Source organism: Streptomyces natalensis ATCC 27448, assembly GCF_000935125.1.
In the GTDB taxonomy this organism is placed as follows: domain Bacteria; phylum Actinomycetota; class Actinomycetes; order Streptomycetales; family Streptomycetaceae; genus Streptomyces; species Streptomyces natalensis.
This window is the reverse complement of the sequence record NZ_JRKI01000026.1, coordinates 244,258-268,443: the sequence shown is the minus strand read 5'-3', so window position 1 is coordinate 268,443 and position 24,186 is coordinate 244,258. Positions and strand designations below refer to the sequence as shown.

The following is a 24,186-nucleotide window of genomic DNA, read 5'->3' as shown; positions in this document are numbered from 1 at the left end:
ATGATCCACGGCATCGACGTCTCCGCATACCAGTCGGAGACGTACAGCACGAGCGGCCTTGACTTCGTCTTCACGAAGATCACTGAGGGGCTCTCTTATATCAACCCGCGGTGGGTGGCACAGCGCGACCGAGCGAAGGCTGCCGGTCTGGTGTGGGGTGCCTACCACTATCCGCACATGGCCAACGACCCGAAGGCCGAGGCGACGTATTTCCTCAAGCAGGTGGCGTGGAAGCCCGGCGATCTCATCGTCCTCGACTGGGAGGGCTACGACACCGCCAACAAGGCCGTCCCCAAAGCCCAGCAGATCGCCTACCGGGACGCCTGGCTGAAGTACGTCAAGAGCGTCATACCCGACCACCGCGTCGGCATGTACTGCAACACCGACTACTGGCGCAACGTCGACCAGACCTCGACCTGCGGCGACTTCCTGTGGATCGCCACCGGCGGCGAGCCCGCTGGCCAGCCCGGCATCGACTACGGCTGGACCTTCCACCAGTACAGCACGGCGAACAACATCGACCATGACGTCGCCAACTTCCCCGACCGCGCCGCGCTCGCCGCGTGGGCCAGCAACACTCAGGAGGACCCCGTGGCTCTGACCTCGGACGACATCAGCAAGGTTGCCGACGCTGTGTTCGCCAAGCTCGCTGCAGGCGGTGGCGTGCTGGAGAACAGCGACCTCGACCGGATTTGGGGTGACGACGTCATCCCTGCCGCCGTACCGCCGTACAACAACAGCGACTACTACGGGCCCGACGGCAAGACGGTTGCCAACAGCACCTGGACCGCGAAGTACACGCAGTACACGCAGGTCATGGTCGGCCGGGAAACCCTCGCCCGCGTGAAGAACCTGGAGACCGCCACCGGGGCCGTGCAGATGACGGACGCCCAGGTCGCCGCGCTCGCCAACCAGGTCGCCGCCAGCACCAACCTCGTCGACCTCATCGCCGAGAAGGTCGCCGAGAAGATCGCGACCAGGCTAGCCGAGTGATCCTCAACCTGACTCCGCACCCGATCCGTCTGTACGACGCGGAGCGCGAGGACGGCATAGACGACCTCGACCTGCACCTGCGGACCGTCATCGAGCCGGAGGGCGCGCCGGCTCGGCTGGCGACCATCGAACTGGGCACGCAGTGGGACGGAACCGAGCTTGTGGAGTACGGACATGCACACAATCTCCCGCCCCGCCGCGACGGGGCTCGGTACGTGGTGTCCCTCGTCGTAGCACTCTCGCTAGCCCCTAGCGGGCGCAACGACCTGCTGGTGCCCTACCGCGAGGTGCGCAACAGCTCCGGCACCGTCATCGGCTGCCGCCAACTGGCTCAACCCGTCTAGGAGAATCGATCATGCAGCTCACCGATGCTCAGCTCTGGGCGGCGGCCCTCGGCTACCTGTCCCCGCCCGTCATCGCCATCGTCCAGCAGCCGCGGTTTGCCGGCCCGCTGAAGGCCCTCATCATGCTCGTGTGGGCGGTACTTGTCGGCCTCGGAACCGCGTACCTCAACGACCAGTTCCACGGGCAGACCATCACAACTTGCATGCTGACGGCCGCGGTCGCAATCGGCGTCGCCTACCACACGCTGTGGCGGCCCTCCGGGATCGCACCCGGCATTGAGGTCGGAACATCGTCTAGCAGCCGCGCGGTTCCGCAGGAACCGCAGGGCGCCTGACCTGACCGGAGCGACTCGTGCCCGACGAGCTGACTCCCGGCGAGCTCGGGCGCGCGGTCGCCTCCCTGCGGCAAGAAATCCAGGCAATGGCGCAGGGCATCAACGCGCGCCTGGACAAAGTCGTATCGACCGAGGTGTACACACTCCAGCAGGCGTACACCGACCAGCGACTAACGGCCCTCAGTCAGAATCTACAGAAGGCGATCGACGCCCGCGAGGCCCTGGAGCGAGAGTTTGAGCAGTACCAGCTCGCGGAACGGGACCGGCGCGAACGGGACCGGCAGGCGCGCCTCTACCAGATGATCGTACCCATCTTGATGACGCTGTTGACGTCAGCGATAGCGGTGTGGGCGGTGGTGGCGAAATGAGCGCCCAGCATGGAGCCCGCCGGATCCGCCGCCTGCCGAGCGCTGAGGCTCTCGGCGCGGCAACTGCACTGCTGGTGCTGGTTTTTCTGGTCTGGCTGGCAGTGCAAACCATCGGCCTCTCCCGGGACCTGGCCACCGCCAACGAGGCGCGTGATGCCCTGGCCCGGCAAGTGCAGCAGCTCGGCCACAAGCCGGTAGCGGGGCCGCCTGGCAGCCGCGGCGCGCCGGGCCCGGCGGTACGCGGTCCTCAGGGGCCCCGCGGCCCGCAGGGCGAGCCAGGCCCGACCGGCCCGAGCGGGCCACCCGGCAAGACCGGAGCCAATGGCAATACCGGCAAGACCGGAGCCGGCGGCGCGTCCGGAAACGACGGATCCGCAGGGCAGCCGGGCAAGGACGGATCCCCCGGTGCCGCGGGAACACCCGGCCCGCAGGGACCACAAGGGCCGCAGGGCGAGCCAGGCCCCGCGGGGAAGGATGGCCAGAACGGCCGCGATGGCGCGGACGGCCAAACCTGCCCAGACGGGTACAGCCTCCAGCCGCCAGCCGACGACCCTGACGCGCTCGTCTGCCGCCGTGACGGGGCACCTTCGCCCTCCCCGAGCCCTACCACCACACCGCCCACCGTCCTCGACCGTCGACGGCAATAGAACCGCGCCCCGCCTCTTCGGAGGCGGGGCGCTTCGTGGTCTCAGCGGCGGGCCGCTTCCGCCCACGCGGCGAGCAGCTGCTCGTACTCCTCGGCCTCCTCCTCAGGCCAAAGGGGTCGGCCTGCGCGGGCGGCCATGAACTCGCGTATCCGCTCGTTGGCCACGTCGGTGGCGTCGGGTACGCAGGGGATTGCCATACGTGAAGCCTACGACCAGCCTCTGACAAATGCGTGCGAGTTGCCCGCCCGTAGGCTGCTCACATGATCCGTGCAGTGGCATTCGACGTCGGCGAGACTCTGATCAAGGATGACCGCGGGTGGGCGGCATGGGCCGACTGGCTCGGCGTCAATCGGCACACCCTGTCTGCTCTGGTCGGCGCGGTGGTGGCGCAGGGCCGGGACAATGCCGACGCGCTGCGGCTGGTACGGCCGGGCATCGACATTGAGGTCGAGCGGGCGGCCATGGAGCGCGCCGGGCGCGGTGAAGCCCTGGACGAGTCGGACCTGTACCCGGACGTCCGGCCGTCCCTCGCCGCACTGCGGGACATGGGGGTGCGTGTGGTCGTGGCCGGTAACCAGACGTGTCGGGCGGCGGAGTTGCTGCGCCGGCTCGACCTGCCGGTAGATGCTGTGGCCGTGTCCGGGGAATGGGGTGTAGCCAAACCCTCGCACGAGTTCTTTGCACGAACCGTGGAGCTGGCCGGCGTCCCGGCGCACGAGGTGCTGTACGTCGGCGATCATCCGCAGAACGATGTGACGCCAGCGCGCGCCGCCGGTCTGCGAACTGCGCACCTGCGCCGTGGCCCGCTCGGGTATCTCTGGGCAGGCAGCGAGGAAGCACGGGCCGCGGACTGGCGGATCCAGGACTTGGCGGAGTTGGTTGAGGTGCTCCGGCCGCAGTGAGTCAACTGCACGGCCCCGTCCGCGTCATGCGGGCGGGGCCGTTTTCGTGCCTGCGCGTGACGGCGCGGGTACGGTTCGGAGTGGCTGCACCGAACGGAGAAAGTATGGCATCCAGCATCGTGTACCGCGGGGTAGGCCCACGCATCGCCTACGAACGACGCATCCACGGCCTTACACAAGACGACCTCGCGCGTGCCGCGGGAGTCGCACTCGGCACCATCAGGAAGATCGAACGCGGTGAACGCGGCGCATCCGACGCTGTCCTGACCGCCCTCGCGGACGCACTTGATATCGACCCAACCCGCATGCTCCCCGGCACGGAACGCCCTGACGAACGCGTACACCAGGCCATGCCGGGGCTCTCCGCCGTCCTCGCCCAGTACGAGGCGCCGGCCGATGGGCCGTGCCGGGATTTGCCGGCCCTCGGCGACGCTGTCGCAACGGCCATAGCGCACCGACTGAACGCCCAATACTCACGGATTGCCCGCACAGCGCCAGCTCTCCTCACGGAGCTGTGCCGCGCCCTGCACACCGCGACGCCTGCCCACCGGCCCGCGGTGGCACGGTTGTTGGTGGACGCCTGCCGGGCCGCGGACGCTGTTGCCTTCAAGCGCGGGGCAAAGGATCTTTCGGCGCGCCTGATCGACCTCATGCGATGGGCTGCGCCCCAAGCCCACGACCCGCTCCTCGACGCGACCGTGGCCTACGTCCGAACCGAGGTGTTCTTCTCTGCTCGGACGCATGCTGTTGGTCTGCGCGCCCTCGAACAGGCCCTGGACAACGCATCCCGCAGCGCTCAGCCCGGAGCCCTGGCGGTTCGCGGCGCACTGCACATGCGGGCCGCGGTGGTCGCCGGCCGGGCCGGCAACGGGAATGCGGCAGTCGACCACCTCGACGATGCGCGGGCCCTCGGCGACCGACTACAGGAGGGCATCTACCAGGGGACCGCGTTCGGGCCGGACAGCGTCCGCGTACACGAGGTCTCTGTGGCCGTGAGCCTCGGCGACGACTATTTGGGCAGGGCGCTACAGCTGGCTCGCGAGTGGAAGCCGCCCCGTGAACTACCGGCTGAGCGACGCTCCGGCTTCTACATCGAACTCGGTCGCGCACAGCTCTGGTCCGGTCGCCCCGATGCGGCATTCGAGTCACTGAAGGTCGCGAGGAGAATCGCGCCGCAGCACGCCCGGGAGCACCGATGGGTGCGGGAAGACGCAGCTACCCTGCGCCGGCTGAAGCGCGCGGACGCCGAGAGCTTGTCGAACTTCGCCGAGTGGTGCCACGCGAGCAGCTGACTGCTACCCCTCACAGGGGTACTTGAGGCATCCCCGACTGCCGAACATCTCCCTGAGCCAGCCACCCACGCAGGGAGACAGCGTGACCACAGCGACAGCTCCACCCGCGGACCCAGACGTCAGCATCGTCCGCCTGCATGGCGAGGCGTGCTACTGGTGCGGAGCGGCGAACGGAACCCTCACACCAGCAGGATCTGTCACCACTCCAGTCGAAGGCGGCCGGCGCGTCTGGTTCATCGTCGCCTGCCCACGGCACAGCGCCCGCAGGCCGCGGTGAACTCTCGCACCGACCGAGGCGTCACGACGAAACCGACGCCTGACCTCCCGATCGACACGGACACGATCAGCGACACGATCCGCGAGGTGCAGGCGCTCGGCTCGGGCCCCCTCGACCTCGAGGCGATGACCGCACTCCACGAGATGCTGCGCGGCCACGTCGCCCTGCTGCTCCCGCCGGCCCGCAGCGACGCAGACTCGTTGTGGCGGGGGGACACCGCCTGGTACCAGCGGGCTGCCCGCTTGGACGGCATCATTCGGGAGGCTGAACAGCCTCTGTCCCACGAGCCGTTCGCGGCACTCGTGCACGTGCAACTGCTCGCACGGGACTGCGGCTGGCTGCTGGAACGACACGTCGGGGCGAACACCATCACGCGTCCCTGCTGGCAGCAGCAGGCCCAGGCCAGCACCCCTGAACGCAAAAATTGAGGAGGAGCAATCCGGGCGTCATGGCTGCCAGAGTCCGGGGCGGGTAGGGAGGGACCGTGAAGAGATCTGACCCTGTGTACCTGGACGCGGTCGATGCGGCTGCCCGGATCGTTCGCGAACGAGCGCGCGAGCGCCGGACGATCAAGTATGGGGAACTCAGCGCTGCCCTCAGACAGGACGGCTACGACGTGTCGCCTCACGGCGACGTCATGCGCTACCTACTAGCCGACGTTTCTAGGCTCGACAACCCCGACGGACGGTTGCCGATGCTCTCGGCTCTCGTCGTCACCCAGGGGTTCGGTGTACCGGCCGAAGGGTTCTATGAGCTTGCCGCCCAACCCCCGTTCTCCCGTGGGCGTCAGGGCGGGCGAATGTGGGAGAACGAGCGTGACGCGGTCTGGAAGGCGCACAACGCGTAGCGGCGCTGGCTGCCGGGCCGCAGTTTAGAGGGATCGCGGCCCGCGTAGCGATTGTCCGGCCGGTCACGCCGCTCACTGCACAAGCACGGCCGCGGGTTGGCTCCTTGGAGTGTCGTCCTGGATGAGCCGTGCCCAGTGGTTGGGGGCGGAGTCGTGGACGGAGACAAAGCGTGTCACCGTCCACTCCGGAGGCAGCGAAGGCCCCGACTTGATCGAGGTCGCCACGGTCTGGAATCCCCTGATCGAGGAACTCGCGCTGCCTACAGGCCGGTGACGGGGTTGTCCTCCCAGGGGTCTCCCTCGTCGAAGTACCGTGCCAGGGAGGTCGAGTTGTCCGCCCATCCGCCCTGCCTCGCAACCCGGACCATCGGTGCGCCTCCGCGCTGGGCTGCGGTGGCGAAGCCCCGGCGTAGGGAGTGACCGCGCCAACGACCCATGAAACCGGCCGCCTCCGCCAGTCGCTCGATCACGTCCGATGCCGCGTCAGCGGTGAGCCGGCCGGACGGGTCACCGATCGGTTTGCCATGCCGCACCATCGGCGGCGCGATGCGGCCGTGTCGATCGATCCGCACGAACAGCGGCCCCTCGGTACGGCCCGCCTCCCGCATGGCGGCGATCAGTGAGCGCAGGGCCCGAACGGGGCAGGTCGCTGGGTTCTTCCCATAGGGGATGGCCGACTCGGTGAACTTCTTCATCTTCACTCGGTAGATCGACACGAGGTATCCCTCGTCGCACTCGACCGGCTCGCCGATGTCGAGGCCGACCAGCTCCGAGGAGCGGGTGGCCGCCGAGTAGCCGAGTAGCAGCATGGCTGCGTCACGCTTTCCGATGAGCGTGTCCCGGTCGAGGGCGTCGAGCATCTTCCGCAGCGCGGGCGGCAGTGCGGGCTTGACCTGGCGCTGCTTGCCGCCGGGCTTCTTGTCGAGGGCCAGCTTGTGCTTGTAGCCCGCGATGACCGTTCGGGCGCCCTTCGTCACCGGCTTCGGCAGGTCCAGCTCTGCGTGCATCGTCGTGATTGCGGACAGCATCCGCTCTAGGGAACTCGGCGCCGACGGGCGGCCCGTGCGGGGGCGCGGCGTGAGTGTCAGGTGCGTGACGTACTCGACGAGCAGATCCTGTGACGCGGGCAACGGCTGCTCGCCACGCTCGGCGCACCATGCGAGGTACGCCGAGCGATCCTCCGCGTAGGCGCGGCGGGTGGAGTCGGCGCGGCCGGCGGCGAGGGCCGCCTGCGCTTCGGGGGACAGTTGCCGGACGGCGGGTGGGGCGGCTGGTGTGTAGTGCTCGATCTCGGTCATGAACTCCCCCTTGATACCGCCCTATTCTGACTCCAGAGAATAAAGATTATCAGGAGTCAGGGCCGCAGCGGCAGGATCGCCGCGAGGCGCGCGGGGCGGCGGCACGATTACCGGCTCGATGTCAGCCGAGCTTGTCGAGTGCAGCCTTGTACTTGGCGGCCTGGTCCGGGGTGAGGAGATGGGAGAGCCGAAGGACGATGTCGCCGTGTTGGTAGTCGTACTCGGCGAACCACTGCACGGTCTTGGTCACCGCGGCCACGTACTTGGTGCGGGCCGCAGCGTCGCCTGGGCTGGAGAAGACTTCCACGCTTCCGCCGAGCTGCACGTCACCCGTCTTGTACATCTTGGCACCGCCGGGTTCGGTGTCCTTGGCCGGGATCTGCGAGTCCGCGAACGCAATCTTCGACGTGTACTGATTCGGCCGCCCGAGCAAGTGGTTCGGATCGTTCGCCGCGGTCGCCGTCCACGCCATCTTCGCGGTAGGCACCGCGCCGGCGAGTGCCTTGAACACGCCAGCGGCGTCCCGAGTGGATGCGGCCGGGGTCCCCACCGGATCGTGGGCGTGTACGGATGGCTTGGACGTCCCGCTGCTGCAGGCGGTGGCGAGCAGGACAGCGGGGACGAGCAGGACGATACGGCGCATGAGGCCCCCCCTTGGCAGTGCGGTAGTTGCGTGCGGCCAAGGATGGCAGTTGCATACGGAGCGCGCAGGGATGTTGCCAGAACGTGAATGAGGCGAGCCATGAGGTTGGTGAGCTGACTCTGTTGGCGCGTCTTATGGGTTGGCCGGGCCGGATGCCAGCTCGACGGCCACTGGCCTACAGCCTTGCCTCCAAGCTCGCCGCGCGGCTCAAGCCCAGCGGGCGCGACGCATAGGGGAACGTTATGCGCTACTCGCTCTCGCCCGTTTCGGTGGAGCTGATGTGATTGTCGGCCCCCCAGGTACAAGGGCTGGCAGACTCGCCGTCCACATCACAGGAGGGGAACCATGACGACGACGCGACGTCCGGAGATCCTTGCGCACCTCAAGGCGCAAAACGGCATCGCCCGGGAGACGATGGCGTGGCTCCGTAACCGCTTCGACCCCAGCTGGGACAAGCTCAGCAAGCCACGATCGGCTGATATCTCAGCCTGGCTTCAAGCTCAGAAGATCCTTCATCAACCGGCTGAGCTGCCCTCGCGGGAGACGGAGAAGGTGACGCTGTACTCCCTGGACTCCGTAGTGGGGATGGTCGTCGCTGCTGCCCGAGTTGAAGGCCCCTTCTCCGGCAACGCCTCGTTTGCGCACCTGTTCTTGCAGGGGCATGCCGACGGCTTGGCGAAGCGCGAGGCCGACGATGAGAGCGCCTTCGGGGGCGAGTAGGCCGAAGCCGTCAGATGCTGTGGAGGTCGGGCCCGCCGTAGTCGTGCGGTCGGCCTCCGCGCCATTCCACCCACGCGTCGTCGTCGAGGATCCGCTCAGGCTCCTCGACCCCAGCGCGACGCAGGAACTCGACGAGATCGGCATCCGAGTAGGCCAGACCGAGGATCTGCCCGCGGGCGACGACCCGGCGGCCGCCGGTGGCGGACAGCTGGTGTACGACGATCGGCGCGCGGCCTCCCATCCTCCAAGCGTGCGCCGCCCGACCGCGGCCCGCAGGTCAGAGGATGCCGAGCTCCGTATCCGGCCGACACAGAGCGCACGGCTCCAGGCCCTCGGTGAGGGCGCGCATCGCCTGGTCCCGCGAGACGGGACGAGCTCGTCTGCCAGCGCTCGGGCAGCCGCCAGCATGCACCGCGATCGGTCGCCCCTCGCCGCCGATGCTGAGCTGCAGCACCCAGTCCGGCGGCGGGGGAGGGATGGCGCGCTGCTGCTGAGCTGCTCGCTGCTCGGCGACGACGATCTGCTGCCGGACACGGTCGAGAGTGAGCTGCAGCCAGGTCTCCAGGGTACGGAGGCGGCTCAGATCCGGTGGCAAATCGTTCACATGTGCGATTCTAGGTGTGGTCATGCGACCTGACGACACCGGGCAGCTGTCTCGCGGATCAGGCTGCGTACCCTCGGCTGCGTGCCTCGCCATTCAAAGAAGCCCCGCCGGCTGGTCGCTGACGGTCGCCTGTACATGTGGACGATGCGCCACAGTCACCGAAGAGACGACGACGGTCGGTCCGTGGACTGCCGCCAAATCCTCACGCTGTCCCCGCAGCCGGCCGGCACCGGCGGCCCGCTGCGCATTGTCTTTGCCGACGGGCCCGGCCGGTACGTCCCGGGCGGGGCCCCCGTTGGCTCCGGGGACGTGGGCTTCACCCAGGGCGCAGACCTGAACCTGCACGAGCCGGGCGCCGTCCGGGCGCTGCTCGATGTGGCGCTGGCCCGTGGGTGGCAACCAGAAGAGCGGCGGGCGGCGGAGGTCGACGGCTGGCCCCTGCTGGAGGCGGCAGCCGCCGTGCAAGCCGGAGACGCTGGCCCCGAAGCCCCGTAGCTACGGCGATCAAACTTCAGTGAGACTGGTCAAACTCCGTTGAGATGGGGCGCCCGTACCTTGGGTCCATCACAAGCGCTGCTGTTGGCTGTGGCGGCGCTGCTACCCCGCCCCGCCCGGAATAGCGCCCGGCGCGGGGCGCGTGCATGACGAGGTCGTCGCGGAATTGGCGCCGGGGATACACGGAAAGCGCTTGCATATGCCAGCCACTGTCGACGATGTTGTCAGCACTGTGAGCAGTGAGCTACAGGGCAACCTGCCAGCGATCCGAGGGGAGCACGAGATCCGCCACCTCCACCGGCGCCCCGTCTGCGCCGTACCGCGTCCGCTGCACCACCAGCGCGGGAATGCCCGCTGGCAGACCCAGCAGATCCGCGTCTCGCCGAGCCATCGACTCCGTCCGCACTGTCACCCGGCATGAGGCGTGCTGTTGAGCGGCACCTCGGCGCCACGTGGTCACGACCATCGCCGGCCGACCGTCAGGGTCGAGGCGCTCGATCCGCTCTCGCTGAAGCTGTGCCCCCGGCGAGACGCCAAGGCGCACGGCGAGGTCATCGTCGGCTCGCACCCGCGTGCGCTCGATATCCCCGTAGCCGTGAGGCCATGGAGCGTCAGGGTTGGCAAGGGTGCGCACGCCTACAGGGTGCGCCACGGTTAGGCGGCGACGCGGGGTGCCGAGCAGCAATCCCTCCGAGCGGAGGATCGCGACGGCCTGATGGGCGGCGCCTTGGCCGACGTGGTACTCGGCCGCGATGGCTCGGTGGCTAGGGAAGGGAGCCCCTGCGGGGTACGTGCCGTCCTCGATGAGCTGCCGCAGCTTTGCGGCGAGCCGTCGGTGCGGCGCGTTCATGGCATCCCCAGGCGAACGATCTTGAGGTCGCAACCGTAGGAGGAGCCGCCGAATCTGCTACGTAGCAAGTACGCTAAAACGTGCTGCGGCCTGCAGTTCTGTGGGCCCTGCATGGGTGGCGAGCGAGGGGTGACCTCTCGGCGTAATCGAATGTATGTTCACTCTGACGGATGTGCTGACGCATCCGAGGAGCCGAGCTGAAAGGGGGTGGGTATGGCGGTCATCAACTCGGGATCGAACGCTCTCGCCGCCCCGGAGGGAGCCATGCACGCTGACGACGTTCTCGCCGCCTACACCTGGTCTGCCGGCGACTGCTTCAGATGCGCGACACCTCAGGTGCCCACGGTGAGCGTGGGTGAGATCGATACGCCCAGCGGCGAGCGCTACGACATCCGAGCCTGTGGGCGGTGCGTCGTGGCGATGGAGGCGGAGCGCCAACGGTGGGCCAGGCGTCACGGGCTCGCGTACCGTCCGGGCGAGCTCGGAGCCTCGTAGACAAGGGCGTTGAGGCCCTCGGGTGAGCTGTAGACGGCGCGTCTGCTGGGGAGTATGTGGGGAGAATTTGGGGGCTGGGGAGTCTCTGGGGAGGGGTAGACGCCCCTAGAACCGCCCAACAAGAGAACAGATAGGAACGGAAAAGAGTGCAGGTGAGAGGGGAATTCGTCCGCCGCATCGGACTCTTCCAGGCCACTGCCCTCAACATGAGCCAGATGTGCGGCATCGGCCCCTTCGTCACCATCCCCTTGATGGTGGCGGCGTTCGGCGGGCCGCAGGCCGTCATCGGCTTTCTCGCGGGCGCGGTCCTGGCGCTCGCCGACGGGCTGATCTGGGCCGAACTGGGCGCCGCCCTGCCGGGCGCGGGCGGCAGCTATGTCTATCTACGGGAGGCGTTCCAGTACCGCACCGGCAAGCTGATGCCGTTTCTGTTCGTGTGGACGGCCATGCTGTTCATCCCTCTCGGGATGGCCACCGGAGTCATCGGCTTCGTGCAGTACCTGGGATATCTGTGGCCGGGCATGAGCCGGGGCGCGGGCGATGCCGTTGGCCTCGCCGTCACCGCGGGCATCGTCGTCCTGCTGTGGCGGCGCGTGGAGAGCATCGCCAGACTCACCGTAGTGCTGTGGACGGTGATGATCGCCTCCGTCGTCCTCGTCATCACCGCCGCCTTCACCCACTTCAGCCCCGAGCGCGCCTTCACCTACCCCGCGCACGCCGTCGAGCCGACCTCGGCGCACTTCTGGACCGGTTTCGCGGCGGGCCTGACCATCGGCATCTACGACTACCTCGGCTACAACACCGTCGCCTACATGGGCGCCGAGATCCAACGGCCCGGACGCACCATCCCGCGCGCCGTCCTCCTCTCGATCCTCGGCATCATGACGATCTATCTGCTGCTCCAGATCGGCATCCTGGGCGTGGTCGACTGGCGGGACATGCTCGACCCGGACAGCGCGGCCTCCTCGTCGGTGGCCTCCGTCGTCCTGGAGAAAGCCTGGGGCCGGGGTCCCGCCGACGCCGTCACGGTGCTCATCCTGATCACCGCCGTCGCCTCCGTCCTCACCGGACTGCTCGGCGGCTCCCGCATCCCCTGCAACGCCGCCCGCGACAGGGTCTTCTTCCGGGCGTACGGCATCCTCCACCCGCGCCACCGCTTTCCCGTCCTGGGCCTGCTGACCATGGGCGTCCTCATGGCCGCCGGCTTCCTGCTCGGCCGGCACACCGACCTGGCCACCGTCATCCAGCTGCTGACCGCCGTGATGGTGCTCGTTCAGGCACTGGCCCAGGTGGCCGCGGTCACCGTGCTGCGCCGCCGGCGTCCGGGGCTGCACCGCCCGTACCGGATGTGGCTCTACCCGCTGCCGAGCCTGGTGGCGCTGACCGGCTGGCTGGTGATCTACGGCTTCGCGGACCGCAACGCGCCGGGCAGACACCCCATCGCCTGGTCGCTGGCCTGGGTCGCGGGCGGCCTGGTGGCCTTCTTGCTGTGGGCGCGGCACGAGCGGGAATGGCCGTTCGGGCCCCGGCAGATCAGCGAGGAGTACCCGGACGGCGGCCTGGAGGAGCCGCCGCACGAGACCACACCGGAGGTCGAGCCCGCCTGAGCCCCGCCGGTCGGGCGTGCCGGAGCCCAGGCCGTCCGGAGCCGTGTACTCCAGGTGTGGTTTCCGGGCCGGTGCCTCAGCTGTGGGCCAGGGTGCGGTCCAGGAGGGGGAGCAGGCGGTCCCAGTGACGCTTCATCCCGGAGGCGCTGAAAGCGTCGGTGTCGGACATGGTGAAGCCGTGGACGGTGCCCGGGTAGATCTCGGAGGTGTGGTCGACACCCGCGACGTCCAGGGTCCGGTTGAGCTCGCCGAGGGCCTCGGGCGTCAGGTCGGTTTCGGCGTGGCCGAGGTGGACCCGGGCGGTGATCCTGGACAGGCTGTCGGGCCCGCAGGCGCTCACGGGGCCGTGGAATCCGGCGACGGCGGCCACCTGGCCGGGGTGGGCCGCGGCGGTGTGCATCGCCAGGAGGCCGCCTATGCAGTAGCCGGTCACGGCGACCGGTCCGGCGGCGACCTCGGGCTGGGCGGTGAGGAACCCGAGGTAGGCGTCGGCATCGCGCAGGATGCGTTCGGTGGTGTGCGCCTCGATCAAGGGCATCAACTGGGCGATGACCGCAGGCCGGACCTCTTCTCCGATGTACTCGGGAAGCTCGACCACAGGTGCCGGGCCGTGCCGGTAGAAGAAGTGGGGGACGAGCACGTAGTAGCCGTGCCCGGCAAGTTCGCGGGCCATCTCCCGCAGTACGGGCCGGATGCCGAAGGCGTCCGCGTACATCAGCACCCCAGGGTGCCGCCCGGCGCCGTCGGGGAAGGCGGCGAAAGCGTCGGCCTGACCGTCAGGGGTGGGAATCTGCAGTGTCTTGGTGGGAATGGCGGATCTTCCTTCCTGGAGTTCGCTCGACTAACGTTAGTCACACTAACGGTGTCGGTACGGGTGAACGTATATCGTTAGCCGGACTAACGCAATGGGGGGAGTGGGAAGGGAGTCATGAACAGAGCCGAAGCCGCGGACCTGCCCGACGACGGCGTGCTCAAGACGCCCGAGAGGCTGCGTCGGCGGGCGAGCCGACTGTTGTCGCAGCTGAGCATGCGATCGGGCCGGCTGATCACCGAGGGGCTGGCCCGGGTCGACGCCCGCAAGTGGCATTACGCCGTGCTCGCCTCACTGCACGAGTACGGGCCCGGAAGCCAGGCGGAGCTGAGCCAACGCTCCGGTATCTACCGCAGCGACATGGTCGGCGTGCTCAACGAACTGGCCGAGCGTGACCTCGTCGAGCGGGCGCCGGATCCCGCCGACCGGCGCCGCAACGTCATCACGATCTCCGCCCAGGGCCGCCGCCACCTGCGCCGCCTCGACAAGGTTCTGGACGACCTCCACGACGAACTGCTCGCGCCGCTGAGTCCGGCCGAACGCGACCAGTTCGTGCAGCTGCTCACTCGCCTGCTGGACCACCACACCCGGGGCTCCTGAGCCGCGTAGCGGCATCCGGCATGCCCCTGCCCACGCCTACGGGCACCGGGTGCCGCACGGCAGCAGCGCATGCACGGTCTTGCCCTGCGGCGTCACACACACGGACGTGGCCAGCGCCAGCCGGCGCACCATCGGCCACCCGAAGCCGCCGCCCTCCCCGTCGACGTCCGGGTTGCGCCCCACGGGCAGCGCGGAATTCCCGTCGGTCACCGACACCATCACCGCATCCCCGCACACCGCCAGCCGCAGGGAGCAGGTGGCTCCGCCCGCATGCCGTACGGAGTTGGTGACGAGCTCGGAGACCACGAGCACCACCGTGTCGGCGGCCTCCCGATGGGCCGTGGGCCGCAGATCCGCCAGGAACTCCGCCGCGGCCTCCCGCGCCCTGGCGGCGGCCCGCGGGCAGCTCTCCAGCGTCACCGCATACGTCGGCGGTGACGGGGACGGACGAAGCGCCGTGCCGCCGTTCCTCAGGTGCGTCGCCCAGATGCTGTTCACGAAGCGTCATTCCCTTCTCGCGCTTCCCGTCGGGCAGTGCCGCCCGGCACTGCCGCTGACCTGCCGCGCGATGTCCGAGCCGGTCGCAGCGGCCATCTACCCCTGTCACGTTGCGTTATTCCGCGCGGACGGATGAGAACGGAGGAGAAGGGCCCCGGACCGGCCCCGGCATGCCCACCAGCGAGGTCATCGATGTGTCAGCGCCATTTCATCGGCCGGAGCTAGCGTCGACGCCGTCCGATGCAGGGAGACCTGCGGAAGGGCTCACGAGTGAGCCGACTGCGAAAGGCACTCAGGATGACACGTCCCTCGGACGAGCAGGGCGCGACGGCCGGCGGATACTCCCGCCGTAAGCTCCTCAAGATCGGCATCGGCGTCGCCATGGGGGCGGGGGTCGTCGGTTCGAGTGCCGAGGTGGCCATGGCCGGCGGGCCGAACGACCCCACCAGCCCGACGCTCGCGACCAAGGTGAAGAACCTGACCGGCCCGGCCGAGACCGGCTCGGTGGCCTCGCCCTGGACCGACCTCGGCATCCCCGTGCTGTGCCCGAACGGCACCATGCTGTTCGTCTGCGGCGACACCTTCAACGGCGACCACGTACCGCACGACGGCGAACCCGCCGACGACTGGCGCGCCCCGGTCGGCCTGCGCTCCAGCAGTGCGGACCTGAACAACCTGCGGATCGACGGCAGCGTCGGCGGCGACCATGCCAACAGCCTTGTCGACGAGCCCCACAACCCGGTCGGGGACAAGGCCACGACGGCGATCCCGTCCGATGTGTTCGTCGTCGACGGCGTGATGTACATGCACCTCATGCGCGGCGTCATCTACGACACCCACCACACGGACTTCTGGCGCTCCACCGACAACGGCGAGACCTGGGAGTACCTGTGCCAGTGGCCCGGTGACCTGCACGACGGTCAGTTCCAGCAGAAGACCTACGCGGTGGCGGAGGGCGACTACTGCTACGTCCTGTCGACGGTCTTCAACCGCGATGTGGAATCGGGGATGTTGCTGCACCGGGTACGGAAGGACAGCCTCGGCAACCCGGACGCCTACGAGCCGTGGGGCTACGCCGACGGCGACTGGCGGTGGAACGCGCCCGCGCCGACGTCCGTCTTCGGCACCCGCAAGTGGGGCGAGATCTGCTTCCGCGCCATGGACGGCAAGTACGTCCTCACCTGGCTGAACATGAACCCGCTGTCGATCCGGGCGATGGTCTTCCCGCTGCCGACCTCGGACCTGACCCGGACGCTGGAGCAGACGATGATCCTGCCCTGCGCCCCGGGGCAGGAGGTGGCCAACCTCGTCGCCAGCCCGTACGGCGGATTCGTCATTCCCGGCTCGACGTTCGGCAACTTCCACATCGCCGTCAGCCAGTGGTACGACCCGAGGAACTACCGGGTCATGCAGTACAAGATCAACATGCTGTCCTGAGCCGGGCGGCGAGGCGGGCGCCGTCCCGGGACGCCCCGGGATGCGCCCAGTTGGATTCCTGGTTGGATTTTCCAAGGTGTCACTTGGAAAATCCAACTACCCTCGCTACGCTTTACTACACCGTGCCGAGCGGCGCCGGGGTGCTCTCCTCCGGGACGATGCGCTGGGTCGAGGCCCTGCTGGCGGGCGCCGGGGACGACGGCCGCGCGCACGGGATGGACACCCGCACCCGCGCGTTCGTCACCCGCACCACCGAGAACCTGCTGCACGCCTTCGCCGACGGCCCGGCCGCCACGTCCCGGCCCCTGCCGCGGCACAATGTGCCGGAGGTGTACGGGACTTGATGCGACAGCCACGTTCCTGTGACTCCCGACACAGGCGGCAAACCGAGGTCGGTGCCGGATCCGGCGCCCGGCGGCGCTAACGTGGTCGGTGCGGACAGCGGTGCCGGTGCTGGTTCCGTGCGGTGGTGAAGGCGGAGGAACAGTAAAAATGCAGGTCGGAGCGTTGCTGTGAGGATGCTGCACACCTCCGACTGGCATCTGGGGCGGTCGTTTCACCGGGTGAGCCTGCTCGCCGCCCAGCGCGCCTTCCTCGACCACCTCGTCGAAACGGTCCGTACCCGGGAGATCGAGGCGGTGCTCGTCGCGGGCGACATCTACGACCGGGCGGTGCCGCCGCTGGCCGCCGTGGAGCTCTTCGACCAGGCCCTGCACCGCCTCGCCGGCCTCGGCGTACCGACCGTCATGATCTCCGGCAACCACGACTCCGCCCGCCGGCTCGGCGTCGGCTCCGGGCTGATCCGGCAGGCCGGTATCCATCTGCACACCGACCCCGACGCCTGCGGCACCCCGGTGCTCCTTGAGGACGCCGAGGGCCCGGTGGCGCTGTACGGACTGCCCTACCTCGAACCGGCCATGGTCCGCGACCGGCTCGGCGCCGCGCGGGCCGGTCATGCCGAGGTGCTGGGCGCCGCGATGGACCGGGTCCGCGCCGACCTGGCCACCCGGCCCGGCACCCGCTCCGTGGTCCTGGCGCATGCCTTCGTCACCGGCGGCGCGGCCAGCGACAGCGAGCGCGACATCACCGTCGGCGGGGTGGCCTCCGTGCCCGCCGCGGTGTTCGACGGCGTCGACTACGCCGCGCTCGGCCATCTGCACGGCTGCCAAACCCTCACCGAACGCGTCCGCTATTCCGGCTCGCCGCTCGCCTACTCCTTCTCCGAGGCCGCGCACCGCAAGTCGATGTGGATCGTGGACCTCGGCCCGCACGGCGAAGTGCACGCCGAGCGGGTCGACTGCCCGGTGCCCCGCCCGCTGGCCCGTATCCGCGGACCGCTGGAGGACCTGCTCGACGACCCCGGGCTGGAGGGCCACCAGGACTCCTGGGTGGAGGCGACGCTCACCGACAGCGCGCGCCCGCACGAGCCGATGGCCCGCCTCGCCGAGCGTTTCCCGCATATCGTCAGCCTCGTCTTCGACCCCGACGAGGGACCCGCGCGCACGCTCGCCTCCTACGCCCAGCGGCTGCGCGGGCGCAGCGACCAGGAGATCGCCGAGGACTTCGTGGAACACGTACGGTCCGGTCGCGCCGCCGACGCCGACGAGCGGGCCGAACTGCGCTCCGCGCTCGATGAGGTACGCCTGGACGACACCCTGCACGAGGTGGCGCGATGAGGCTGCACCGGCTGTCCCTGACCGCCTTCGGGCCCTTCGGCGGCACCCAGGTCATCGACTTCGACCGGCTGACCCGGGACGGGCTCTTCCTGCTGCACGGCCCCACGGGAGCGGGCAAGACCTCCGTCCTGGACGCGGTGTGCTTCGCGCTGTACGGGTCGGTGCCCGGGGCACGGCCCGGCGGAGGCGCGCTGCGCAGCGATCTGGCCCAGCCGCTGACGCCGACCGAGGTGGTCCTCGAACTGACCGTCGCCGAGCGGCGGTTGGAGATCACCCGGCTGCCCGAACAGCCGCGCCCCAAGAAGCGGGGGAGCGGTACGACCCGGGAGAAGGCGCAGAGCCGGCTGCGGGAGTTCGATGCGGCCGAGGGCGGGTGGCAGCCGCTGAGCCGCTCCCACCAGGAGATCGGCGAGGAGATCGGGCAGCTGCTCGGCATGAGCAAGGAGCAGTTCTGCCAGGTGGTGCTGCTGCCGCAGGGCGACTTCGCGCGCTTCTTGCGGGCCGATGCGGAGGCCCGCGCCCGGCTCCTCGGGCGGCTCTTCGACACCCGCCGGTTCGCCGCCCTGGAGGAACGGCTCAACATCCGGCGCCGGGCCGCCGCCGACCGGGTCACGGCGGGCGACGAACGGCTGCTGGCACTGGCACACCGGATGGCGCAGGCGGCGGGGGCCGATACGGATCTCGACGACCCGTCACTTCCGCTGCCCGATCTGACCGTTGAGCCCCCCAGGAGCGGGCGCGGCCGGACGGCGCGGGTGCCGGCGCAGAGCCGGGGCGACCGGGCGGACGCACCCGGCCCCGGGGAGCCCGGTTTCGCCGACGCCGTGCTGGTGCGGGCCGCGGTGGCCCGGGCGAGCGCCCGCGAACGGCTGGAGATCGCCAGGTCCGCGGTACGGGCCGCCGAGGCCGCGGAACGGACCGCCGCCGGGCGCCTTGAGGAGGCCCATGAACGCGACCGGCTCCAGCGGCGCCACGCGGACGCCCGCCGCCGGGCCGCCCAGCTCGCCGCCCGTGCCGAGGACCACACCCGTATGCGCGACCGCCTGGAGCGGGGCCGCGCCGCCGCCGACGTCGCCCCCGCGCTGGCCCTGCGCGCCGCGGCCCGGCGCGAGCTGGACGCCGCACGGACCGCCGAACGCCGGGCCAGGACCCAGCTGCCGCCCGATCTCGCCGGGACCGACGGCGACGGACTCGCCGACCTGGAGCGACGGCTGAGGGGCGACCTGGGATCGCTGGCGGCGGCCCGGCGGGCCGAGCGCAGGTCCGCCGACCTCGCCGTGGAGCGCACCGCCCTCGACCGCGAGGCCCGCGCCGACGAGCAGACCCTGCTGGACACCGCCGACTGGCTGGCCGGCTGGGACGCCGCCCGCGAGGCCCACCAGCGGCGCATCGAGACGGCCCAGGAGGCCGCGGCCCGCGCCGAACAGTCCGCCGCGCAGCTGCGTCCGGCCGCCGAACGCCTGGCGGCGGCCCGCCGGCGCGACGTCCTCGACCAGTCCGTCCGCGCTGCCGAGCAGGAGGCGCTCGACGCCCGCGAGCGCGCCGCCGCGGCGCACGAGAACTGGCTCGACCTCAAGGACCGGCGGCTGCGCGGGATCGCCGCCGAACTCGCGCAGGGCCTGCGCGACGGCGAGCCCTGCGCGGTGTGCGGGGCGAGGGGCCACCCCGACCCGGCCCGCGCCGGCACCGGGCACGTCGACCGGGCGGCCGAGGAAGCCGCGCTCGCCGATCACCGCCGGGCCGAGGACGCCCGAGGGCAGGCGGAGGCCCGCCGCCAGTCCGCCAAGGAGGCGCTGGTCGGCGCCGCCGCCACGGCAGGGGATGCCCCGACCGCCGAACTGGCCGCACAGGTGGAGGAGTTGCAGACCCGGCACACCCGCGACCATGCCGCCGGGGCCGATCTGCACGCCGCCCGCGAGGCGTACGCACGCGCGGAGCGCGAGTACGAGCGCCGCCGCGACGAGGCGCAGCAGGCCGAGCGCCGGGCGGCTGCCCGTACGTCCCACCGAGAGGCGCTGGACCGCGAACGGGCCGCGCTGGACGAGGAGTTGAGGCAGGCGCGCGGCGAGAGCGCCAGCGTCGCCGAGCGCGCCGGGCGGCTGGAGCGGCAGGTGACGCTGCTCGCCGACGCCGCGGAAACATCCCGTACCGCACACGCCTGCGCCGAGCGCCTCCAGGCCGCCGAGGCCGCGCTCTCCGAGGCCGCCCGCGGCGCCGGGTTCGACACCCCGCAGTCCGCCGCCGAGGCGCTGCTGACGGACGCCGAATGGCGGGCCCTCCAACAGCGGCTCGACCAGTGGCAGGCCGAATCGGCCGCCGTCGAAGCCGAGCTGGCCGACCCCGCGGCACTCGCCGCGGCCGCCCTGCCGCCCGCGGACCCGGACGCCGCGCGCACCGCCCACGAGGCCGTCGGACACCGGCTGCGGAGCGCCGCCGCGGCCCAGTCGGCGGCCCGCGACCGCTGCGGCGAACTCGACCGGCTCTCCGCCCGCGCGGCGACCGATGCCCGCGAACTGGCCCCGCTGCGCACCGCCCACGAACGCCTCGACCGCCTCGCCGGGCTCGCCTCCGGCACCTCCAGCGAGAACGAACGCCGGATGCGCCTGGAGTCGTACGTCCTGGCCGCCCGGCTCGAACAGGTCGCGGCCGCCGCCAGCGAGCGGCTGTACAAGATGTCCTCCGGCCGCTACACCCTGGTCCACTCCGACGAACGGGCCGGCGGCACCCGCCGCTCCGGCCTGGGCCTGCACGTCATCGACGCCTGGACCGGCCAGGAGCGCGATACCGCCAGCCTCTCCGGCGGCGAGACCTTCTTCGCCTCGCTCGCCCTGGCGCTGGGCCTGGCCGACGTCGTCACCGACGAGGCGGGCGGCACCCGGCTCGACACCCTCTTCATCGACGAGGGCTTCGGCAGCCTGGACGAGCAAACCCTCGACGAGGTCCTGGACGTCCTCGACGCACTGCGCGAACGCGACCGCAGCGTCGGCATCGTCAGCCACGTCGCCGATCTGCGCGGCCGGATCCCGGCCCAGCTGGAGGTCGTCAAGAACCGCTCGGGCTCGGCCGTCCGGCACCGGGTACCGGGCTGAGCGGGGCGGCCGGCGCTCGTACGACGGCGGGCGGCATCCGGCCGGAACGTCAGATGCCGCGGCCGGACGCCGTACCGTCTCAGCTCACAGCGCCGACAGCTCGCTGAGCAGATCGTCCAGGCCAAGCGAGCCCTGGGAGAGCGCCGCCATGTGCCAGGACTTCAGATCGAAGTCCGCGCCGTGCCGGGCGCGGGCCGCCTCCCGGCCGTCGAGCCAGACCCGCTCGCCGAGCTTGTAGCCGATCGCCTGGCCCGCGATGCCCTGATAGCGGACGATCTCGCTCTCGACGAAATCGGCCGGGCGGCTGCTGTGCAGCCCGAAGAACTCCTGGGCCAGCTGCGGCGTCCAGCGCTCGCCCGGGTGGAAGGGGGAGTCCGCCGGGATCTCCAGCTCCAGATGCATCCCGATGTCGATGATCACGCGGACGGCCCGCATCATCTGGGCGTCCAGATAACCCAGCCGGCGTTCGGCGCTGGTCAAGAAGCCCAGCTCGTCCATGAGGCGCTCGGCGTACAGCGCCCAGCCCTCCACGTTGGCGCTGACGATGCCCACCGACGTCTGGTAACGCGAGAGCCGGTCGGCGACATGCGTCCACTGCGCCAGCTGGAGGTGATGGCCGGGCACGCCCTCGTGGTACCAGGTGGAGACCAGGTCGTAGGCCGGGAAGCGGGTCAGGCCCATCGTCGGCAGCCAGGTGCGGCCGGGGCGGGAGAAGTCCATCGAGGGCTGGGTGTAGTACGGGGCGGCGGCCGAGCCGGCCGGGGCGATGCACGACTCCACCTTCCGTACCCGCTCGGCCAGGTCGAAGTGGGTACCGTCCAGCGCCTCGATCGCCTCGTCCATCAGCGACTGGAGCCACCGGCGGGTCTCCTCGACGCCCTCGACCGCCTCGCCGTGCTCATCGCACCAGGCCAGCGCCTCCCACGGAGTCTTCGCACCGGGCAGCACCTGCTGCGCCTCGGTCTGCATCTCGGCCAGCAGCCGGTGGAACTCCGACCAGCCGTACGCATACGCCTCGTCCAGATCGAGGTCGGCGCCGTTGTAGTAGCGCGCCAGCCGGGCGTAACGCTCCCGGCCCACCACGTCCGGTGCGCCCTCGATCGCGGGGGCGTAGTGGTCGCGCAGCCAGTCCCGCAGCTCGACCAGCGCACCGGTCGCCACCTCGGCCGCCTTGGTCAGCTCGCCGCGCAGTGCCTTGGGGCCCGGCTCGGTGAACTGGGCGAACCAGCTGCGGTCCGTACCGATCCATTCCTCCAACTGGCCCAGCACGGTGGTCACTTGGCGCGGGCCTGCGGGAAGGTCCCGCTTGCGGCCGGCGTCCAGCGCGGCGCGATAGCCCTCCAGCGCCGCGGGCACCGCGCGCAGCCGCTGGGCGATGGCCGCCCAGTCCTCTTCGGTCTCGGCCGGGGTGACCGTGAAGATCTCGCGCACATGGTGCAGCGGCGAGCCGAGGTTGCTCACCGCGCGCAGCCCCTCGCCCGCCTCGTGCACCGCCAGCTCCGCGGTCAGCCGCTCGCGCAGCAGCCGCGCACAGACCTGCTCGGCGACGCCGTCCGCACCCGGCCGGGCCTCGGCCTCGGTGAGCTTCTCCAGCGTCGTACGGGCCAGTTGGGCCAGCGCCTCCTGGCCGGTGGGGGAGAGGTCGGGAAGCTTGGCGGAGCACTCGGCGATGCCGAGGAAGGTGCCGGTGATGGGGTCCAGGGCGACGAGGGCGTCGACATAGGCATCGGCGATCTGGCGGGGCAGTGGGCCGCCGCTGGAGGAAGTGGTGTTGGACATGCGGGCCATCCTCGTACGGATCACCCCGCCCCGTCATCAACAATAGGCCGGATGTGCCTGTCACTTTGCGGTGTCATTGCCCCTGCGGTGCGGACGTGGGGGGGGAGGCGCCAGGGCCGGCCGGGCGTCGCTGCGCCCGGCCGGCCCTGGGGAGATGCGGTCAGCGGCGGCCGGCGCCGTCCTGGGCCCGGAGGACCTCAAGGGCGGGCGACGGGGCGGCCGCCTGCGCGGGCAGCACCGCCGGGCGTGCAGTGATCACCAGGGTGCCCTCCTCTATCTGGTAGTCCAGCGGCAGGCTCAGGCCGCGCATCGCCGCCACCATCCCGGTGTTGGACGCCTGCGTGATGGCGTACACGCTCTCGCAGCCCGCCTCGGCGGCCATCGCCACCAGCCGGTGCAGCAGCTCCGAGCCGATGCCGCGCTGCTGCCAGGCGTCCTCGACCAGCAGCGCGACCTCGGTCTCGTCGCCGTCCCAGAGCAGATGGCCCAGCGCCACCAGCCGGCCCGACGCGGTCTCCACCGCGAGCGTGCGGCCGAAGCGCGGGCTGAGCAGATGCCCCAGGTAACGCTCTGCGTCGGAGACCGGGCCGTGGTAGCGCAGCGCCAGGGTCGCCGGGGAGCAGCGGTCGTGCATCTCGCGGGCGGCGGCCAGATCGCCGGTGTCGGCGCGGCGGATGGTGATTTCGTTGCCCTCGGGCAGCGTCAGCACATCCCGCCGCCCCGGCACCCGCTGTCCGAGCCGGGCATCCAGATCGACCAGGGCGCGCACACGGGCGAACTCGGTGGGCGTGAACGGCAACTGCGGCCTTTCGATGGTGAGCGAGCCCCCGGAGGGGTCGCGGAACTTCATGAGGTGGTCCTCCAGTACACCCTCGGTGGGTACCTGCTCGGCGAGCGGCTGCCCGGACAGCGAGCGCGCGGGCATCGAACGGATCGTGCAGCGCCCCAGCAACTGCCGCAGTGCGAGCGGGAGTTCGGCGGAATCCAGGGCCGTACGGGTGGCCATGCCCAGCATCCGGGTCGGCGCATCGACCAGATCGTGGGCATCGGCCCGCTCCAGCCACGTGTGCGCGCCGCCCGCAGCGGCGACCGTACGGGTCAGCTGCTCGGGAACGAGCGTGTCCGGCGCGCGCAGCAGGAATTCATCGACCGTGCCATCCGAGAGCGGGTGGGCCTGGAGGCTGAGTATGTCCACACGGAACGCGGCCAGTGCTGTGCACAGCGCGGCCAGGCTGCCCGGCTCGTCGCGGACCGTGGTCCGCATCCGCCACAGCACCGTCTCCGGTCCGCCGGCCCCGGGGGCCGCGGGGGAGGACGGCGCCGTGGCGCCGGTATCGGACGGTGGCGGGGCGTTTTCGTGGCGGCGTGACCACCACACGTGGAACACGGCCGTGGCGAGCAGCGCCACCGCCCCGGCGCACAGCAGCACCGGGCCGCGCGGGCCGTGCGCGACCGTATTGGCCGCCGCGTCCGCCACGGCCACGGCCGTGAACAGGGCGGCGAGCTCGACGACGTCCCGTCGCCAGTGATGCCGGCGGGCCGATCGGGCAGAGGTTGCTTCAGTCATGCAGACAGCCTG

The 24,186-nt window shown here is 70.6% G+C and carries 26 protein-coding genes; 16 read left to right on the top strand and 10 right to left on the bottom strand.

The window, feature by feature from the left end:
* The 4 genes from SNA_RS38845 to SNA_RS17020 are packed head-to-tail and all read left to right on the top strand — an operon-like array spanning position 1 to position 2,040.
* Positions 1–993, top strand: a complete 993-nt coding sequence (locus SNA_RS38845) for a glycoside hydrolase family 25 protein (protein ID WP_063752472.1) — start codon at positions 1–3, stop codon at positions 991–993.
* Positions 990–1,337: a hypothetical protein gene (locus tag SNA_RS17030; RefSeq protein ID WP_030064754.1), complete on the top strand. Its 348-nt coding sequence runs from the start codon at positions 990–992 to the stop codon at positions 1,335–1,337. The genes SNA_RS38845 and SNA_RS17030 overlap by 4 nt, the downstream gene beginning before the upstream one ends.
* 11 nt (positions 1,338–1,348) lie before the next feature.
* Positions 1,349–1,672, top strand: coding sequence for a hypothetical protein (locus tag SNA_RS17025; RefSeq protein ID WP_030064753.1), 324 nt, complete (start codon positions 1,349–1,351; stop codon positions 1,670–1,672).
* Between the two features lie 17 nt (positions 1,673–1,689).
* Entirely contained in the window at positions 1,690–2,040 is a 351-nt protein-coding gene (locus tag SNA_RS17020) for a hypothetical protein (RefSeq protein WP_030064752.1), read from the top strand.
* Between the two features lie 688 nt (positions 2,041–2,728).
* Here SNA_RS17020 and SNA_RS43220 read toward each other — a convergent pair.
* The gene (locus SNA_RS43220; protein WP_198535053.1) at positions 2,729–2,884 is read right to left on the bottom strand and encodes a hypothetical protein; all 156 of its coding nucleotides are present in this window, start codon (positions 2,882–2,884) and stop codon (positions 2,729–2,731) included.
* Between the two features lie 63 nt (positions 2,885–2,947).
* Here SNA_RS43220 and SNA_RS17010 point away from each other — a divergent pair, with 63 nt between their 5' ends.
* From SNA_RS17010 to SNA_RS16995, 4 genes are all read left to right on the top strand, one after another.
* Positions 2,948–3,589: an HAD family hydrolase gene (locus SNA_RS17010; protein ID WP_044365680.1), complete on the top strand. Its 642-nt coding sequence runs from the start codon at positions 2,948–2,950 to the stop codon at positions 3,587–3,589.
* Positions 3,590–3,693: 104 nt separating this feature from the next.
* Positions 3,694–4,881: a helix-turn-helix domain-containing protein gene (locus SNA_RS17005; RefSeq protein ID WP_030064750.1), complete on the top strand. Its 1,188-nt coding sequence runs from the start codon at positions 3,694–3,696 to the stop codon at positions 4,879–4,881.
* A 273-nt stretch (positions 4,882–5,154) separates the two neighbouring features.
* Positions 5,155–5,586: a DUF6415 family natural product biosynthesis protein gene (locus SNA_RS17000; protein ID WP_030064749.1), complete on the top strand. Its 432-nt coding sequence runs from the start codon at positions 5,155–5,157 to the stop codon at positions 5,584–5,586.
* 56 nt (positions 5,587–5,642) lie between these two features.
* Positions 5,643–6,005, top strand: coding sequence for a hypothetical protein (locus tag SNA_RS16995; RefSeq protein ID WP_030064748.1), 363 nt, complete (start codon positions 5,643–5,645; stop codon positions 6,003–6,005).
* Between the two features lie 260 nt (positions 6,006–6,265).
* On the opposite strand, the gene SNA_RS16990 is transcribed toward SNA_RS16995, so the two are convergent.
* Both SNA_RS16990 and SNA_RS16985 read right to left on the bottom strand, forming a co-directional pair.
* A complete protein-coding gene (locus SNA_RS16990; RefSeq protein ID WP_030064747.1) occupies positions 6,266–7,303 on the bottom strand; it encodes a tyrosine-type recombinase/integrase in 1,038 nt (345 codons plus the stop codon).
* A gap of 121 nt (positions 7,304–7,424) precedes the next feature.
* Complete coding sequence (locus tag SNA_RS16985) at positions 7,425–7,946, bottom strand: hypothetical protein (RefSeq protein ID WP_030064746.1); 522 nt, start codon at positions 7,944–7,946, stop codon at positions 7,425–7,427.
* 345 nt (positions 7,947–8,291) lie between these two features.
* Here SNA_RS16985 and SNA_RS16980 point away from each other — a divergent pair, with 345 nt between their 5' ends.
* Positions 8,292–8,666, top strand: coding sequence for a hypothetical protein (locus SNA_RS16980; RefSeq protein WP_030064745.1), 375 nt, complete (start codon positions 8,292–8,294; stop codon positions 8,664–8,666).
* A gap of 10 nt (positions 8,667–8,676) precedes the next feature.
* Here the strand turns inward: SNA_RS16980 and SNA_RS16975 are convergent, their stop codons facing one another.
* Positions 8,677–8,907 (bottom strand): hypothetical protein, encoded by a 231-nt coding sequence (locus SNA_RS16975; protein ID WP_030064744.1) that lies wholly within the window; start codon positions 8,905–8,907, stop codon positions 8,677–8,679.
* Positions 8,908–8,943: 36 nt separating this feature from the next.
* On the bottom strand, positions 8,944–9,270 hold the full coding sequence (locus SNA_RS16970; RefSeq protein WP_030064743.1) for a DUF6233 domain-containing protein: 327 nt from the start codon (positions 9,268–9,270) through the stop codon (positions 8,944–8,946).
* Positions 9,271–9,405: 135 nt separating this feature from the next.
* Here SNA_RS16970 and SNA_RS16965 point away from each other — a divergent pair, with 135 nt between their 5' ends.
* Complete coding sequence (locus tag SNA_RS16965; RefSeq protein ID WP_241779714.1) at positions 9,406–9,765, top strand: hypothetical protein; 360 nt, start codon at positions 9,406–9,408, stop codon at positions 9,763–9,765.
* 244 nt (positions 9,766–10,009) lie between these two features.
* Here SNA_RS16965 and SNA_RS16960 read toward each other — a convergent pair whose 3' ends face one another.
* Entirely contained in the window at positions 10,010–10,615 is a 606-nt protein-coding gene (locus SNA_RS16960) for a GntR family transcriptional regulator (protein ID WP_030064741.1), read from the bottom strand.
* A 647-nt stretch (positions 10,616–11,262) separates the two neighbouring features.
* Between SNA_RS16960 and SNA_RS16950 the strand changes: the two genes are divergently transcribed.
* Positions 11,263–12,717: an APC family permease gene (locus SNA_RS16950; protein ID WP_275042007.1), complete on the top strand. Its 1,455-nt coding sequence runs from the start codon at positions 11,263–11,265 to the stop codon at positions 12,715–12,717.
* A 76-nt stretch (positions 12,718–12,793) separates the two neighbouring features.
* On the opposite strand, the gene SNA_RS16945 is transcribed toward SNA_RS16950, so the two are convergent.
* Complete coding sequence (locus tag SNA_RS16945) at positions 12,794–13,528, bottom strand: dienelactone hydrolase family protein (protein WP_044365677.1); 735 nt, start codon at positions 13,526–13,528, stop codon at positions 12,794–12,796.
* Positions 13,529–13,645: 117 nt separating this feature from the next.
* On the opposite strand from SNA_RS16945, the gene SNA_RS16940 reads away from it, so the two are divergent.
* Positions 13,646–14,128: a MarR family winged helix-turn-helix transcriptional regulator gene (locus SNA_RS16940; protein ID WP_030064737.1), complete on the top strand. Its 483-nt coding sequence runs from the start codon at positions 13,646–13,648 to the stop codon at positions 14,126–14,128.
* A gap of 36 nt (positions 14,129–14,164) precedes the next feature.
* Here SNA_RS16940 and SNA_RS16935 read toward each other — a convergent pair whose 3' ends face one another.
* Complete coding sequence (locus SNA_RS16935) at positions 14,165–14,626, bottom strand: ATP-binding protein (RefSeq protein ID WP_241779700.1); 462 nt, start codon at positions 14,624–14,626, stop codon at positions 14,165–14,167.
* 297 nt (positions 14,627–14,923) lie between these two features.
* On the opposite strand from SNA_RS16935, the gene SNA_RS16930 reads away from it, so the two are divergent.
* The 4 genes from SNA_RS16930 (at position 14,924) to SNA_RS16915 (ending at position 20,828) form a co-directional block, all read left to right on the top strand.
* Complete coding sequence (locus tag SNA_RS16930) at positions 14,924–16,063, top strand: DUF4185 domain-containing protein (protein ID WP_030064735.1); 1,140 nt, start codon at positions 14,924–14,926, stop codon at positions 16,061–16,063.
* Positions 16,064–16,146: 83 nt separating this feature from the next.
* Entirely contained in the window at positions 16,147–16,407 is a 261-nt protein-coding gene (locus SNA_RS16925; RefSeq protein ID WP_338059804.1) for a hypothetical protein, read from the top strand.
* A 168-nt stretch (positions 16,408–16,575) separates the two neighbouring features.
* A complete protein-coding gene (locus SNA_RS16920; RefSeq protein WP_030064733.1) occupies positions 16,576–17,739 on the top strand; it encodes an exonuclease SbcCD subunit D in 1,164 nt (387 codons plus the stop codon).
* A complete protein-coding gene (locus SNA_RS16915; RefSeq protein WP_044365675.1) occupies positions 17,736–20,828 on the top strand; it encodes an AAA family ATPase in 3,093 nt (1,030 codons plus the stop codon). The genes SNA_RS16920 and SNA_RS16915 overlap by 4 nt, the downstream gene beginning before the upstream one ends.
* A gap of 84 nt (positions 20,829–20,912) precedes the next feature.
* On the opposite strand, the gene SNA_RS16910 is transcribed toward SNA_RS16915, so the two are convergent.
* A complete protein-coding gene (locus tag SNA_RS16910; RefSeq protein ID WP_030064726.1) occupies positions 20,913–22,607 on the bottom strand; it encodes a DUF885 domain-containing protein in 1,695 nt (564 codons plus the stop codon).
* Positions 22,608–22,767: 160 nt separating this feature from the next.
* Positions 22,768–24,174, bottom strand: a complete 1,407-nt coding sequence (locus tag SNA_RS16905; protein WP_044365674.1) for a GNAT family N-acetyltransferase — start codon at positions 24,172–24,174, stop codon at positions 22,768–22,770.
* Between the last annotated feature and the right edge of the window lie 12 nt (positions 24,175–24,186).